Raw genomic sequence first — 13,766 nt, 5'->3', positions numbered from 1 at the left:
GCTACCCGGCGAGTCCGAGTCCACGAGCGATGACGAGCAGTTGCACTTCGGTGGTGCCCTCGCCGATCTCGAGGATCTTCGAATCGCGGTAGTGACGCCCCACCGGGAACTCGTTCATGAAGCCGTTCCCGCCGAAGATCTGCGTCGCGTCCCTGGCGTTGTCCATCGCGGCCTCCCCGCCGACCAGCTTCGCGATGGCCGCGGCTTCGGCGAACGGCCTCCCCGCATCGCGGAGTCGCGCAGCGTGGTGCCAGGCGAGACGGGCGGTGTGCACCCGTGCACGCATGCGGGCCAGGGCGAACTGGGCGTTCTGGCGGGTGCTCAGCGCGGCGCCGAAGATCGTGCGGCTCTTCGCATACTCGACCGCCGCCTCCAGGCAGCCCTCCGCCGCGCCCGTGGAGAGAGCAGCGATCGCGATGCGTCCTTCGTCGAGGATGCTGAGGAAGCTGCGGAAGCCGCTCCCCCGCTCGCCCAGGAGGTTGCCGGCAGGCACGCGAGCGCCGTCGAACGTCAGCGGATGGGTGTCCGAGGCGTTCCAGCCGACCTTGTCGTACGGTGCCTCGACGGTGAACCCCGGCGTGCCGTTGGGGACGATGATCGTCGAGATCTCCTTGCGCCCGTTCTCGTTCCCCGTCACCGCGGTGACCGTGACGAAGCGCGTGATCGGTGTTCCCGAGTTGGTGATGAACTGCTTGGAGCCGTCGATCACCCATTCGTCGCCGTCGAGGCGCGCCGTGGTCCTGGTCGCCCCCGCATCGCTTCCCGCCTCCGGTTCGGTGAGCCCGAAACCGGCCAGCGCCCGCCCCGCGAGCAGATCAGGGAGCAGCTCCCGGCGCTGCTCCTCGGTACCGAAGCGATAGATCGGCATCGCGCCGAGGCTCACCCCCGCTTCGAGCGTGATCGCGATGGACTGGTCCACACGGCCCAGCGCCTCGATCGCGATGCCGAGAGCCATGTAGTCACCGCCCTGTCCTCCGTACTCCTCCGGGAACGGCAGACCGAACAGGCCGAGATCGCCCATCTGCGCCACGACGTCCATCGACAGGGTGTGCGTGCGGTCGGCCTCGTAGGCCTGCGGTGCAACGACCGTGTCGGCGAACTCCCGCACCATGGCGGCGAGCTCGCGCTCCTCTGCGGACAGGTCTTCCATGTTCAACTCTCCTCCGTCGTCACGCGGGCGACCGGTTGGTCACGCCGCACCTGGTCACCCACGGCGACCAGCAGATGCACCACACCGTCGTGGGGCGCGAGCACGGGATGCTCCATCTTCATCGCCTCGATCGAGACGAGCGCGTCGCCCGCGGAGACCGAATCCCCGTCCGCGACGTGCACGGCCACGACGCTTCCGGGCATGGGGGCGCGCCCCTCCGGCTCCGTCGCCGCGGATCCCGCTTCGCGCGCGGACAGCCGTCGCTTCATCCGCTGCTTCCTGTCGAGGGGGCGGAGGCGAACCGTGCGACCGTCCTCGGCCACCCACACAGCGGCGTCCGCGTCCACTGCGGCGTGGACAGCGCTTCGCGACCTCGAAGCCGATCCTTCGTCGAGCGCGACCTCTTCGTCGTCATCCGTGAGGGCGACGAACAGAGGCGGTGCCGCATCCCCGGCCCCCAGGCGCCAGCCGGGAAGGTCCCGCCACAGGGCGGTGGTCCGCATCGGCGCGGCGGTTCCCGCGACCGCGTCCTTCGCCGCCGCGAGCTGTGCCGGCGACGGCCTCAGCGTGCCGAGCGGAAGCAGGGTCTCGATGAGCCCGGTGTCGAGGTCGCCCTCGATGACGCGCGGGTCCTGGCAGAGCGTGCGGAGGAAGGCGATGTTGGTCTCGACGCCCAGGACGACCGTGCGGGCGAGCGCCTCGTCCAGTCGCGCGAGCGCGGTGGCGCGGTCGTCGGCGAAAGCGATCACCTTCGCGATCATCGGGTCGTAGAACCCGGTCACCTCGCTCCCGGTCTCGATCGCCGCATCCACGCGAACGCCCGACGGCGGATCGAACAGCAGCACCGTACCGGTGGAGGGAAGGAACCCGCGTTCCGGCGACTCCGCGTACACACGTGCCTCGACCGCGTGGCCGCGCAGACGCGGAGTGACCTCCAGCGCCAGCCCCGCGGCCGCGCGGAGCTGGAGAGCGACTAGATCGAGGCCGGTGACCTCTTCGGTCACGGGATGCTCCACCTGGAGGCGGGTGTTCATCTCGATGAAGAACACCTCGTCTGGCGCATCGGCATCGATGAGGAACTCGACGGTGCCCGCGCCGACGTACTCGACGCTCTCTGCGGCGAGGACGGCTGCCGAGAGCAGTCGCTCACGGGTGGAGGCGGGGATGCCCGCCGACGGCGCCTCCTCGATGACCTTCTGATGCCGTCTCTGCAGGGTGCACTCGCGCTCGCCGAGTGCGATGACCGTGCCGTGCGCGTCTCCGAAGACCTGCACCTCGATATGCCTCGGGCGTCGGATGAGGCGTTCGAGGATGAGCGCTTCGTCGCCGAACGCTGCCGATGCCACTCGGCGCGCGGAGGCGAGAGCTCCCCGCAAGCCCGCGGCGTCCGCAACGACCTCCATGCCCTTACCGCCCCCGCCGGCGCTGGGCTTGACGAGCAGTGGGTAGCCCACGCCGTCCGCCTCCTCGGCGATCTCGAGGTCGGACAGGCCTTTCGCATCGAAGCCGGGGACGACCGGAACGCCGCAGCGCTGCACGTGCTCGCGAGCGCGGGCCTTGTCGCCCATGATCTGCAGGGCGTCGATGGAGGGACCGATGAAGACGATGCCGCTCTCGGCACAGGCCTCGGCCAGCCCGACGCTCTCGGACAGGAACCCGTACCCGGGGTGGACGGCCTGCGCACCGGTGCTGCGGGCAGCGGCGATCACGGCATCGATGTCGAGATACGACTCGGCCGCGGGCGCGGGGCCGATCCGCACGGCCTCGTCCGCTTCACGCACGTGGGGGGCCGAGGCGTCGGCGTCGCTGTAGACGGCGACGCTGCGGATGCCGAGCGCCCGGAGGGTGCGGATCACGCGGCGGGCGATCTCCCCGCGATTGGCGACGAGAACCGTGTGGAAGGTGCCGGTGTTCGAAGGAGACGGTGCAGACAGAGACATGGCACTCACATCCGGAAGACGCCGAAGCGCGGTTCGGGCAGCGGACTGCGGGAGACGACATCGAGGGCCAGGCCCAGGAGGTCACGGGTCTGTTCGGGATCGACGATGCCGTCGTCCCAGAGTCGTGCCGTGGCGTAATAGGGCTCACCCTGGTGCTCGTACTGCTCACGGATCGGAGCCTCGAACTCCGCGCGGTCCTCGCTCGTCCAGGAGTCGCCCCGGGCGGAGAGCTGATCCTCCTTGACGGTCGCGAGCACGGACGCGGCCTGTGCGCCACCCATCACGGAGATGCGGCTCGCGGGCCAGGTCCACAGGAACCGGGGCGAATAGGCCCGACCGCACATCGAGTAGTTTCCGGCCCCGAACGATCCACCGATGATCACGGTGAGCTTCGGCACCCGGGTGCTGGCCACGGCGGTGACCATCTTCGCACCGTCCTTCGCGATGCCGCCGGCCTCGGCATCGGAGCCGACCATGAACCCCGTGATGTTCTGCAGGAACAGCAGCGGAATACCCCGCTGGTCGCAGAGTTCGATGAAATGCGCTCCCTTGAGCGCCGATTCGCTGAACAGCACGCCGTTGTTCGCGACGATGCCGACGGGGTGCCCGTGCAGGCGGGCGAATCCGGTGACCAGGGTCGTGCCGTACTCGGGCTTGAACTCGAGGAAGGTGTCGCCGTCGACCAGACGGGCGACAACCTCGTGCACGTCGTATGCGGCGTTCACGTCGACGGGGACGGCGTCGTACAGGCTCGTCGACTCGGACGGTGGGCGGCTGTTCAGCACCTCCCAGGCGGGCGCCGCGGGAGGAGGAAGCGTCGCGACGATGTCGCGGAGGATCTCGAGCGCGTGCTCATCGTCTTCGGCGAGATGGTCGACCACACCGCTGCGCCGTGCGTGCAGCTCTCCCCCGCCCAGCTCTTCGGCGGTCACGATCTCCCCGATCGCGGCCTTCACGAGAGGGGGTCCGCCGAGGAAGATCGTCCCCTGACCGCGGACGATGACGGTCTCGTCGCTCATGGCGGGAACATAGGCGCCACCCGCGGTGCACGACCCGAGCACCGCGGCGAGCTGAGGGATTCCCTCTGCCGACATGCGCGCTTGGTTGAAGAAGATCCGGCCGAAGTGCTCACGGTCGGGGAAGACCTCGTCCTGCTTCGGGAGGAACGCTCCTCCCGAGTCGACCAGGTAGAGGCAGGGCAGCCGATTCTCGAGGGCGATCTCCTGTGCGCGCAGGTGCTTCTTGACCGTGAGCGGGTAGTACGTGCCCCCCTTCACCGTCGCGTCGTTGCAGACCACCATCACGTGTCGACCGTGGACGAGGCCGATACCGGCGATCACGCCGGCTCCCGGCGCCTCTCCCCCATACAGTCCGTCGGCGGCGAGCGGGGCGACCTCGAGGAACGGACTACCCTCATCGAGCACACGGGCGACGCGGTCGCGAGGGAGCATCTTCCCGCGGGCGATGTGCCGTTCGCGGGAAGCTTCAGGTCCGCCGTGCGCCGCGGTCGCGAGGCGCGCTCGCAGCTCGTGCGCCAGTGATTCCTGGGTTGCGGGCATCGTGATGTCCTCCTCGACCCACGTCCGCGCTGGCGGACCCTAGCGCGGTGCATGCACTTTCGGTTAGTGTTCACTAACCCGTTGATTCAGGTTAGCGAGGATTAACTGAGATGACAAGCCCGGTCACAGCCCGAGACCGCGCCAAGGCCGAACGCTCCGATGCGATCCTGCACGCCGCCGCGCGCCTCTTCGCCGCGCGCGGATACAGCGGAGTGAGCCTCGAAGACATCGGCGCAGCGGTCGGCGTCTCCGGGCCGGCCGTGTACCGCCACTTCGCAGGAAAACAGGCTCTGCTAGGCGCCGTGCTCGTCAAGGTCAGTCAGGACCTGATCTCGGGCGGTCGTCGCGTCGCTGCGGAGTCGCCGACTGCCGATCAGCGGATGCGCGCGCTGATCGGCTTCCACGTCGAGTTCGCCCTGGGCAACGCCGAGGTCATCCAGGTGCAGGACAGGGATGTCGCGTTCCTGTCCGAGGCCGATCGCGCCGAGGTCCGACGCCTCCAGCGTGCGTACATCGAGTTGTGGATGGCCGCGCTGTCGCCGCTGCAGGTGCCAGAGGGCGCCGATCAGGACGAGCTGCGTCTGCGCGTGCAGGCCTGCTTCGGGCTCATCAACTCGACGCCGCACAGCACGCGCACTGCCGCCAGGCGGCACTCCGCCACCGCGACCGTGCTGATCGCGATGGCGGATGCGGCGTTGCGCGCGACTACCTGAAGAGCATCGCCCGTCCGGGCTCTTCGAGGATGTCGGCGACGCCCTTGAGGAATCGTGCTCCTTCGGCTCCGTCGACGAGGCGGTGGTCGAAGGAGAGGCTGAGCGTCATCATCTGCCGCAGCGCGATCTCGCCGTGGTGCTCCCAGGGCTGGCGACGCACCGCGCCGACCGCGAGGATCCCCGACTGGCCCGGCGGGAGGATGGGAGTTCCGGCGTCGACGCCGAAGACGCCGATGTTGGAGATCGAGAACGTGCCGCCGGCGAGTTCGGCGGGCGAGGTCTTCCCCGAACGCGCGACCTCGGCGAGCGACCGCACCGCGTCCGCCATGCCGAGCAGCGTCAGCCGCTCCGCATCCCGGATCATCGGGACGATCAGTCCGCGATCCGTCGCCGCGGCGATCCCCAGATCCACGTAGTGGTGCTGGACGATCTCGCCCGCAGCCTCGTCCCACCGAGAGTTGAGTCCCGGGGTCCGGCCCAGAGCCAGGCACACCGCCTTCGCGACCACTGTGAGCGGGCCGATCCGGTGTGCGCTGAGCGCGCGATCGTCGCGAAGACTCGACAATAGATCCATCGTGGCGGTCACATCGACCGTGTGGAAGACGGTGACATGCGGGGCGGTGAACGCGCTCTGCACCATCGCGGCCGCCGTGTGCTTGCGCACGCCGCGGATCGGGATGCGCGTCTCACGCTCCGCGTCTCCGAGCGCCGCCGGACTCGAGGGCGCCGCCGCGGGGATGCCCGACGTCTCGTGCACCGTCGCACCAGCGCGGCCCACTCGCTCCGCATGGGCATCCACGTCGCTCCGGGTGATGACCCGGTCCCCCACCTCTGCCGCGACCAGCACCAGGTCGATGCCGAGGCGCTTGGCGTGCGCACGCACCGGCGGAGTTGAGCGCGGGCGCTCGATCACCACGTCGACGGCCGCCGACGGGGTGGCATCGTGCGGCGCCGCCTCGAGGACAGCCGTGTCCACCGGGACCGGCGTGCCAGCGATCCGGCGAGCGCGCCGTGCGGGACGACCTGCACTCGTGGGGGCGGCGCCGTAGCCGACGAGGTTCGGCGGGGCCTTCTCGGCGGGGTCGGATGCCGATGCCGATGCATCGGGCTCCTCTCCCACGACGTCGAAAGCGATGAGAGGGGCACCGACGGCGATGGTCTGGCCGGTCTCGGCGTGCAGCGTCGACACCGTGCCTTCGTAGGGAGAGGGGAGCTCGACGACCGCCTTGGCCGTCTCGACCTCGGCGAGCGTCTGGTTGAGGGTCACGGTGTCACCGGGCGCGACGAGCCAAGTCACCACCTCGGCCTCGGTCAGGCCTTCTCCGAGATCCGGAAGACGGAACTCCGCGATCATGCCTCTGCTCCCGTCAGACTGTTCGGTCGGTCCAGCACGCGATCCACGGCGTCCAGAAGCCGATCGAGGTCGGGCAGATGGTACTTCTCGAGCTTCGCGGGCGGGTACGGGATGTCATGGCCGGTGACGCGCAGCGGCGCGGACTCGAGGTATTCGAAGCAGCGCTCGGTGATGCTCGCGATCACTTCGGCGGCGACTCCCGCCTCGCGGGAGGCCTCGTGCGCCACGACCACCCGACCGGTCTTGCGCACGGACGCGGCGACCGAGTCGTAGTCGACGGGTGAGAGCGAACGCAGGTCGATGACCTCGAGGGAGATCCCCTCGTCGTCGGCGGCCTCGGCCGCCTGCAGCGCCGTGGAGACCATCGCCCCGTAGGTGATCAGTGTCGCGTCCGTTCCGGTGCGCACGACGCGCGCGAGTCCCATCGGCGGCGCATCCGCGAGCGGCGCCTCGAGGTCGACCTCGCCTTTGTGATGGTACAGACGCTTCGGCTCGAAGAAGATCACCGGGTCGTCCGACGCGATCGCCTGACGGAGACTGCGGTACGCGTCCTCCGAGTTCGACACCGCGATCACGCGCAGTCCTGCCGTGTGCACGAAGTAGGCCTCCGGAGATTCGGAGTGGTGCTCGGCTGCGCCGATGCCTCCCGCCCACGGGATCCGGATGGTGATGGGCATCTTCACGCGGCCCTGCGTGCGGTAGTGCAGCTTCGCGACCTGGGCGACGATCTGGTCGAACGCGGGGTACACGAAGCCGTCGAACTGGATCTCCACCACCGGGCGGTAGCCGCGGAACGCCAGACCGACAGCAGTTCCGACGATCCCGGACTCCGCCAGTGGTGTGTCGATCACCCGCGCCGCGCCGAACTCGTCGAGGAGCCCGTCGGTGATGCGGAACACACCGCCGAGCTTTCCGATGTCCTCACCGAGGAGCACGACCTTGTCGTCGTCGCGCATCGCTTGACGCAGGCCCGCGCCGAGTGCTTTTCCGAGAGTGAGTTCGGTCATGCCGATGCCTCGCTCTCGAACGATGCGAGATACGCGGCGTACTCGCCGCGCTGACGCTCGAGTCCGGGGTGCGGCTCGGCGTAGACGCCGTCCAAGACCGCGAGGGGCGGGCGCGTCACCATGCCGAGGCATGCGGCGCGCATCTCCTTCGCCACGACGTCGGCTGCCGCCTGGGTCTCCGCCTGGTGCTCGTCCGTGAGGGCTCCGGTGGCGCGCAGGTGCGCTTCCAGTCGCGCGATCGGGTCGCGCCGGCGCCAGGACTCGAGTTCGGCCTCGTCGCGGTACCGCGTCGGATCGTCCGCCGTGGTGTGCGGACCCATCCGATAAGTGACCGCCTCGATGTAGGCGGGGCCCTTGCCGGACCGTGCGTGCTCGAGCGCCCAGCGCATCGCCGCCATGCAGGCGAGGATGTCGTTGCCGTCGACGCGGACACTGGGGATGCCGAAGCCGGGTGCACGTCCGGCGATCGGATACTGCGACTGCACGGCGACAGGCTCGGAGATCGCCCAGTGGTTGTTCTGGCAGACGAACACGACGGACGCCTGGTAGGACGCGGCGAAGATCATCGCCTCGTTGACGTCGCCCTGACTCGTCGCGCCGTCTCCGAAGTAGGTCACGGCGACCTCGTCGGCGCCGTCGTGCTGGATGCCCAGGGCGTAGCCGACGGCGTGCAGGGTCTGCGCGCCGATGATGATCTGCAAAGGAGCGACCCCGAGGGCGGCGGGGTCGTACGCGGCGCCTTCCTCTCCGCGCCACATGCGCACATAGTCGCCGGGCTGGGCGCCTCGCGCGTAGATGACTCCGGTCTCGCGGTAGCTGGGGAACACGAAGTCCTGCGCAGCGATGGCCCTCGCCGTGCCGATCTGCGTCGCCTCCTGGCCCTGGCAGGGAGCCCAGAGACCGAGCTGTCCCTGACGCTGGAGGGCGACGCCTTCTGCGTCGATCCGCCGGAGGATGACCATGTCACGCAGCAGGGAGCGCAGCTGCTCGGCATCGACGTCGGCGACGAAGGGGTCCAGCCGAGGGTTCGCGATGCGACTTCCATCCGGGTTGAGGATGCGCTCCGAGAGCTCCAGATCCTGGGCGGTGTCTGCGATGGGGGTGATCTGCGGTGACATCGTCGTCCTCCTCGTCCTCGGCGGCCCTCGTGAGGCTCCGCGCACTGATGCCAGCGTCATCACGGGCATGGTCTGAGAGTACGTCTGGTCAACACCTCGCTCAAGCATTCTGAAGCGGCTTGAGCATGTTGCTCAATTTGGGGGGATGAGGTGCTGCTAGGGTTTGGCACTATGCCAGGACTGGACCGCATCGATCTCGAGCTTCTCGCCGCCCTCGCCGACGACCCCAGGACCACCATCGTGGCGCTGGCGGAGAACTTGGGGCTCTCGCGCAACACGATTCAGGCGCGAATGGCGCGCTTGGAGCAGAGCGGAATCTTCCTGTCGTACGAGCGGTCGTTCTCGACCGATGTGCTCGGATTCCCGTTGCAGGCATTCGTCAGCATCGGCGTGCGACAGACCGAGCTCCCCCGCATCATCAACGAACTCGCCCGGATTCCGGAGGTCGTGCAGGCGCATGGCCTCAGCGGATCGATCGATCTGCTCGCACGTGTGGCCTGCCGGGATGCGCGCCACCTCTTCGACACCGACGCGCGGATCCTGTCGATCGAAGGCGTGGAACGCACCGAGACCTCACTCGCGATGGGCGAGGTGATCCCGTTCCGGGTCGCCGGACTCATCGGCCTCGCGCGACGGGAATCCTGAGGAAGCGTCGGATGGCCCCCGCCGCTTCGGCCGGGGTCTCATAGTGGATCAGATGCCCCACGTGCGCGATTTCGACCAGTGAGGCGTCGGGGAAGATCTTCGCCAGCTTCCGCTCCGCCTCGATCGGCGTGATGTCATCGCGCTCGGCCGCGACCAGCAACGTCGGGACCTCGATCTCGGGTGCGAACTCGCGGACGTCGTGGGAGACGCTCGCGACGAAGGCGTCGCGGAGCACGTCGCGGTCGGAGAACCGAGAGAAGTAGGTGTCGTGCTGGTCGTGGATGAACCGACGGAGTTCGGGGTCCTTCGTCTTGGCCATCGTGATGCTCATGACGCGGACGATGACCCGGTTGCGCAGCAGCGCGGTTCCGAAGGCCTCGGGGAGCCGGGCGCCGAGCGCGTAGTACAGCACCGCGAGACGGGTCATGAGTCCCTTCGGGCCTTCCAACGCCGGCGCCCCGATGGGGTTCAGCAGGATCAGACGAGGGGTCTGCAGTCCGCGCGCGACAGCCGCCGCCGTGACGATCGAGCCGAACGAGTGACCGAGGATCACGGCGCCCGGTGCGACCTCCGCGGCGAAGTCGGTGAGCCATCCGGCGTACTCGTCGAGATCGTGTCGGCGGCCGGGAAGAGGCGCCGACTCGCCGAAGCCGGGAAGGTCGGGGGCGACCACGCGAACTTCGGGGAGGTAGGCGAGAACCGGTTCGAGGCCGTGGTGCTCGCCACGGAAGCCGTGCACCGCGATGACCGTGGTCTCGGCGTCTTCAGGGCCGTACACCCAATATGCCGTGGTGGCACCGCGCACCTCGACCTCGTGGCGCTGCACGGGAAGGCGACGAAGACGGTCCGCGTAGGGAGATGGCACGGTCATGGTCCGAGTCTACGAGCCGCCGTGCGCCTTCTCCTTAATGTCCGCGGCCGGCCGTAGCGTGAGGGCATGCCATCCGGATCTCCGCTCCCCGCGTGGCTCACGCGCGTCGGTGTGTTCGACCTGGAGACGACGGGCGTCGACGTCGAGTCGGATCGCGTGGTCACCGCCTATGTCGGCGTGCTCGATGCGGGGGGACGCCAGGTCGCGGCTCGCTCATGGCTCGCAGACCCCGGAGTCCCGATTCCCGAAGGAGCGACCGCTGTGCACGGCATCACCACCATGCACGCACGATCGCAGGGAAGGCCGGCGCACGAGGTCGTCGCCGAGGTCACCGCCGCGTTGCGATCGTTGTTCGATCAGGGGGTGCCGGTCGTCGCCTACAACGCGTCGTACGACTTCTCCCTGCTCGCCTGTGAAGCGATCCGTCACGGAGTCGAGCCCCTGACAGACCCGGCCCCCGTGATCGATCCGCTCGTGATCGACAAGGCCTTCGACCGCTACCGTCGTGGCCGGCGCACGCTCGAAGTGGTGGCGGCGCACTATGCCGTGCCGCTGGAGAGCGCCCATGAAGCGTCTGCCGACGCCATCGCCGCCGGACGTGTCGCGCAGGCGCTCGCGCGTCAGTTCAGTCTCCCCGAATCTCCCGCGCAACTCCACACGCGTCAGATCGGGTGGGCCCGATCGCAGGCGGCGAGCCTCACCGAGTACTTCGTGAGCATCGGCCGGCTCGACCCCGATGACGCGCTCGACGGTAGCTGGCCCGTTCGATCCCCTTCCCCTCACACGGATTCCCCTCTCTCAGATTGACCGATTCCTCGAGCGCATCAGTGCTCTACGGCCGTGGCCCAGTTGCGGTGGGATACGCTCCGGGTGGTGCGCTTTCGAGTGGGATCGGGGCGCGAAGCACAAGGAGTAACCCATGCAGTTCACATCCGCCGATCTGGAGCGGGTGGAGTCCACGTGGCAGCAATTCGTCCCCTCCTCGTCGCTGCAGAAGGCGGACCCGCGGAGGTTCCGATTCGACTGGCGATCCGAGGAGCTCGAGACCGCGTCCCTGATCGACTATCGCCTCGCCGCGCAGGTGCATTCGCGAGCCGAGCCGCTGGAGCAGCTCCTGGTGTGCCGTGTGGAGGCTCCTGACGCGCGCGTCTGGTCCGGGCGGGAGTCGCTGGATGCGCAATCCGTGTGGATGTCGGATGGCACCGAGGTCGAGGCGAGATGGGACCGCTCCGCTCGCGTTCGAGCCGTCGTGTTCGATCATCAGGCGGCAGAGAATCGAGCGCGGCAGATCACCGGCGACGATCGCCGAGAGCTGCGCACCACCGGGCTCGTGCCGCACTCCGCAGCCGACGCCCAGCGCTGGGAGCGCATGTTCGCTTACCTCGACCAGTCCTTGGCTGCGGGAGACACGGACCCGCTGCTGATCGCCGAGCTCGAGCGTCATGCCTTGACGGTGACCCTCTCGGCGTTCCCGACGACGTTCACGGACTCGCTGCAGCGTCCGGCACAGCGCGCCGGCGCGCCTGCGTCCGTGCGTCGAGCACTCGCCTACATCGATGCGAACGCCCATCTCGCCATCACGATCGACGATGTCGCGGCCGCGTCCTACATCTCTACACGGGGTCTGCAGTGCGCATTCCGGCGCGCTCTCGACATCACGCCTGCTGATGCCCTGCGACAGGCGCGCCTTGACGGTGCCCATCGGGATCTCCGCGACGGAGACGGCCGCTCCGTGGGTGAGATCGCTCGGCGATGGGGCTTCAGCAACTCTTCCCGGTTCACCGCGGCCTACCGCGAGGCCTATGGGGCTGCGCCTTCACTGCCGTCTGCGTGACAGGGAACGAAGACTCTGTTCGCATCGGACGGCGCGTCGGACCCTGCGCCGGTCGCCGCGGGACATTGTTGGCTAGAGTTCGAATATCCCGGACCGCCTTCTCGGTCCTCCGAGCACGCCGTCGAGGAGAACCATGGTCTGTGCCCCGCACATCGTCGAATCGTCCCCCTGCTGATGGGCAGCCTCTACTACGGCGACGCGAAGACCCCGATCCAGATCGACGATCGCGCGCTTGCGCACCTGAAGGTCGTCATCGCCACGAAGCTCCGCCGCGATGAGAGCTTCACGCTCTCGTGGCGACACCCTGAAGGCGATGCGCCCGGTCGCTCGACGTTGTGGCTGCACCCCTCGATCCCGCTGCGGTTCGTGTTCCAGGACGCGGAGACGCCGGACCTGAGCCGGAGATGGATCGAGGAACTCGCGCACTCCGCGAGCTCCAGCGGTGGCATCACCCTCGTCGAGGAACACCTCGAGAGCGTCCACGCCGACTGACGGCGCCCGACACCCTCCGGGGTCGACGCCGCCAGCCGACCGGTTCACACCGCGTCGTCGCCGGTGGAGCTCACGGAGCGACGAGTCGTCGGTGCTCCCGTCGCGGGGTCGACGACGGTGCGCGAGACCGTCTCCGTCCGACGACGACGCGCCAGCAGGACGATGCCGAGCAGGAATATGACCACTCCTGCGCCCATCAGGATGTAGCCGACCATGTCGAGGTCGACCCAGGCGACGTCGACATTGATCGCGAAGACGAGGATCGCCCCGATCACGAAGAGCGCGATTCCGCTGCCGATGCTCATGGTGCCTCCCGTTCTGCGGCGCGGTGCCGCACCTTCGAACAATGGCGCGGTGTCCAGCCGGGCGGGAGGGGCTTGACAGCCGACGAACCGTGCGTTCGGGTGGGTTTCCGGCGAACCCCTGCCACCGGTCGACCTGCCGTCGTGCAGATGCCGTGACGACGATCGCGAGACCTGCCACCTGTCGGACACGCGAGAATGGTGGAGAAGGGATGGTCAGATGAGTTTCGCCCCGTTGAGGTCCACGCACCGCAAACTGTATTCCTGGTTCGCCACGCGCCCTGATCTGTTCGCGTCGGAGTCGTCACCGCGCAAGAGGGCGGTCTGGACCGTCGTCGCCGTGGTCATGGTCGTCTTGTCACTGACGGTCTACCTCAATGCGGAGGCGACAGTTGAACTCCTCGGCGGCCGGGTGAAGGGCGGCCTGGCGATCGCCGGCGCGTTCGCGCTCCCGCCGGTGCTGGTGGTCGTCAGCATCGTGATGATCTTCGTCGGCTCTCGCCGATGGCGGGTCAAGGGTGGTGGTGTGCTGACGAATCCGGTGATCTACGGCGTCGACGGCTCGTTCCCGATACGCCCGCTTCTCGAGGCGATCCGGAACGGGCACACCGACGCTGCCGAGATCACCGAGGGTTTCGCTGCTGCGCAGGACAGCCTCGGAGACGACCTGCTCCTCTCCATCTGATCATCTGACGCTGATCGGGTCATGTACGTCGGTGTACTCCGGGTCGACGGCGACGCGGTGTGGTTGGACGAACAGCCTTTCCGTGTCGACGGGTCA

Annotated in this window: 14 protein-coding genes; 6 read left to right on the top strand and 8 right to left on the bottom strand. The window is 68.5% G+C overall.

Annotated features, from left to right (window positions below):
- Position 1: 1 nt before the first annotated feature.
- From KY497_RS11625 to KY497_RS11615, 3 genes are read right to left on the bottom strand one after another with little or no spacing between them, the layout of a single operon-like run.
- Positions 2-1,150, bottom strand: coding sequence for an acyl-CoA dehydrogenase family protein (locus tag KY497_RS11625; protein ID WP_219869093.1), 1,149 nt, complete (start codon positions 1,148-1,150; stop codon positions 2-4).
- A 2-nt stretch (positions 1,151-1,152) separates the two neighbouring features.
- Complete coding sequence (locus KY497_RS11620) at positions 1,153-3,090, bottom strand: biotin carboxylase N-terminal domain-containing protein (protein WP_219869092.1); 1,938 nt, start codon at positions 3,088-3,090, stop codon at positions 1,153-1,155.
- Positions 3,091-3,095: 5 nt separating this feature from the next.
- On the bottom strand, positions 3,096-4,649 hold the full coding sequence (locus tag KY497_RS11615; RefSeq protein WP_141386047.1) for a carboxyl transferase domain-containing protein: 1,554 nt from the start codon (positions 4,647-4,649) through the stop codon (positions 3,096-3,098).
- Positions 4,650-4,759: 110 nt separating this feature from the next.
- Between KY497_RS11615 and KY497_RS11610 the strand changes: the two genes are divergently transcribed.
- The gene (locus KY497_RS11610) at positions 4,760-5,362 is read left to right on the top strand and encodes a TetR/AcrR family transcriptional regulator (RefSeq protein ID WP_219869091.1); all 603 of its coding nucleotides are present in this window, start codon (positions 4,760-4,762) and stop codon (positions 5,360-5,362) included.
- Here KY497_RS11610 and KY497_RS11605 read toward each other — a convergent pair.
- The 3 genes from KY497_RS11605 to pdhA are packed head-to-tail and all read right to left on the bottom strand — an operon-like array spanning position 5,355 to position 8,841.
- On the bottom strand, positions 5,355-6,716 hold the full coding sequence (locus tag KY497_RS11605; protein ID WP_219869090.1) for a dihydrolipoamide acetyltransferase family protein: 1,362 nt from the start codon (positions 6,714-6,716) through the stop codon (positions 5,355-5,357). The genes KY497_RS11610 and KY497_RS11605 overlap by 8 nt on opposite strands.
- Positions 6,713-7,723 carry an alpha-ketoacid dehydrogenase subunit beta gene (locus KY497_RS11600; RefSeq protein WP_219869089.1) on the bottom strand — a complete coding sequence of 337 codons (1,011 nt, stop codon included), beginning with the start codon at positions 7,721-7,723 and terminating at the stop codon, positions 6,713-6,715. The genes KY497_RS11605 and KY497_RS11600 overlap by 4 nt, the downstream gene beginning before the upstream one ends.
- Positions 7,720-8,841: a pyruvate dehydrogenase (acetyl-transferring) E1 component subunit alpha gene (gene pdhA, locus KY497_RS11595; RefSeq protein WP_219869088.1), complete on the bottom strand. Its 1,122-nt coding sequence runs from the start codon at positions 8,839-8,841 to the stop codon at positions 7,720-7,722. Before pdhA ends, KY497_RS11600 begins: the two co-directional genes overlap by 4 nt.
- 171 nt (positions 8,842-9,012) lie before the next feature.
- Here pdhA and KY497_RS11590 point away from each other — a divergent pair, with 171 nt between their 5' ends.
- The gene (locus tag KY497_RS11590; RefSeq protein ID WP_017830653.1) at positions 9,013-9,486 is read left to right on the top strand and encodes an Lrp/AsnC family transcriptional regulator; all 474 of its coding nucleotides are present in this window, start codon (positions 9,013-9,015) and stop codon (positions 9,484-9,486) included.
- On the opposite strand, the gene KY497_RS11585 is transcribed toward KY497_RS11590, so the two are convergent.
- Entirely contained in the window at positions 9,458-10,357 is a 900-nt protein-coding gene (locus KY497_RS11585; protein ID WP_219869087.1) for an alpha/beta fold hydrolase, read from the bottom strand. The two genes, KY497_RS11590 and KY497_RS11585, sit on opposite strands and share 29 nt — an antisense overlap.
- Positions 10,358-10,423: 66 nt before the next feature.
- Between KY497_RS11585 and KY497_RS11580 the strand changes: the two genes are divergently transcribed.
- From KY497_RS11580 to KY497_RS11570, 3 genes are all read left to right on the top strand, one after another.
- Complete coding sequence (locus KY497_RS11580) at positions 10,424-11,164, top strand: 3'-5' exonuclease (RefSeq protein ID WP_218681994.1); 741 nt, start codon at positions 10,424-10,426, stop codon at positions 11,162-11,164.
- 112 nt (positions 11,165-11,276) lie between these two features.
- Positions 11,277-12,191, top strand: coding sequence for a helix-turn-helix transcriptional regulator (locus tag KY497_RS11575; RefSeq protein WP_141386041.1), 915 nt, complete (start codon positions 11,277-11,279; stop codon positions 12,189-12,191).
- A 174-nt stretch (positions 12,192-12,365) separates the two neighbouring features.
- Positions 12,366-12,683 carry a hypothetical protein gene (locus tag KY497_RS11570; RefSeq protein ID WP_141386040.1) on the top strand — a complete coding sequence of 106 codons (318 nt, stop codon included), beginning with the start codon at positions 12,366-12,368 and terminating at the stop codon, positions 12,681-12,683.
- A gap of 44 nt (positions 12,684-12,727) precedes the next feature.
- On the opposite strand, the gene KY497_RS11565 is transcribed toward KY497_RS11570, so the two are convergent.
- Positions 12,728-12,988: a DUF6458 family protein gene (locus KY497_RS11565; protein WP_141386039.1), complete on the bottom strand. Its 261-nt coding sequence runs from the start codon at positions 12,986-12,988 to the stop codon at positions 12,728-12,730.
- A 217-nt stretch (positions 12,989-13,205) separates the two neighbouring features.
- On the opposite strand from KY497_RS11565, the gene KY497_RS11560 reads away from it, so the two are divergent.
- Positions 13,206-13,670, top strand: a complete 465-nt coding sequence (locus KY497_RS11560; RefSeq protein WP_258185680.1) for a hypothetical protein — start codon at positions 13,206-13,208, stop codon at positions 13,668-13,670.
- Positions 13,671-13,766 lie beyond the last annotated feature (96 nt).

It is taken from the genome of Microbacterium sp. PAMC22086, assembly GCF_019443525.1.
Taxonomy (GTDB): Bacteria; Actinomycetota; Actinomycetes; order Actinomycetales; family Microbacteriaceae; genus Microbacterium; species Microbacterium maritypicum.
Note: the sequence above shows the minus strand (reverse complement) of the source record. Positions and strands in the feature narration are given on the sequence as shown.

What these genes read in the sequence shown, in the direction of transcription:
- KY497_RS11580 (WP_218681994.1), top strand. Translation starts at nt 10,424, where the DNA reads ATGCCATCCGGATCTCCGCTCCCCGCGTGGCTCACGCGCGTCGGTGTG.
- KY497_RS11615 (WP_141386047.1), bottom strand. Translation starts at nt 4,649, where the DNA reads ATGCCCGCAACCCAGGAATCACTGGCGCACGAGCTGCGAGCGCGCCTC.
- KY497_RS11625 (WP_219869093.1), bottom strand. Translation starts at nt 1,150, where the DNA reads ATGGAAGACCTGTCCGCAGAGGAGCGCGAGCTCGCCGCCATGGTGCGG.
- KY497_RS11605 (WP_219869090.1), bottom strand. Translation starts at nt 6,716, where the DNA reads ATGATCGCGGAGTTCCGTCTTCCGGATCTCGGAGAAGGCCTGACCGAG.
- pdhA (WP_219869088.1), bottom strand. Translation starts at nt 8,841, where the DNA reads ATGTCACCGCAGATCACCCCCATCGCAGACACCGCCCAGGATCTGGAG.
- KY497_RS11560 (WP_258185680.1), top strand. Translation starts at nt 13,206, where the DNA reads ATGAGTTTCGCCCCGTTGAGGTCCACGCACCGCAAACTGTATTCCTGG.
- KY497_RS11620 (WP_219869092.1), bottom strand. Translation starts at nt 3,090, where the DNA reads ATGTCTCTGTCTGCACCGTCTCCTTCGAACACCGGCACCTTCCACACG.
- KY497_RS11610 (WP_219869091.1), top strand. Translation starts at nt 4,760, where the DNA reads ATGACAAGCCCGGTCACAGCCCGAGACCGCGCCAAGGCCGAACGCTCC.
- KY497_RS11565 (WP_141386039.1), bottom strand. Translation starts at nt 12,988, where the DNA reads ATGAGCATCGGCAGCGGAATCGCGCTCTTCGTGATCGGGGCGATCCTC.
- KY497_RS11590 (WP_017830653.1), top strand. Translation starts at nt 9,013, where the DNA reads ATGCCAGGACTGGACCGCATCGATCTCGAGCTTCTCGCCGCCCTCGCC.
- KY497_RS11570 (WP_141386040.1), top strand. Translation starts at nt 12,366, where the DNA reads ATGGGCAGCCTCTACTACGGCGACGCGAAGACCCCGATCCAGATCGAC.
- KY497_RS11575 (WP_141386041.1), top strand. Translation starts at nt 11,277, where the DNA reads ATGCAGTTCACATCCGCCGATCTGGAGCGGGTGGAGTCCACGTGGCAG.
- KY497_RS11600 (WP_219869089.1), bottom strand. Translation starts at nt 7,723, where the DNA reads ATGACCGAACTCACTCTCGGAAAAGCACTCGGCGCGGGCCTGCGTCAA.
- KY497_RS11585 (WP_219869087.1), bottom strand. Translation starts at nt 10,357, where the DNA reads ATGACCGTGCCATCTCCCTACGCGGACCGTCTTCGTCGCCTTCCCGTG.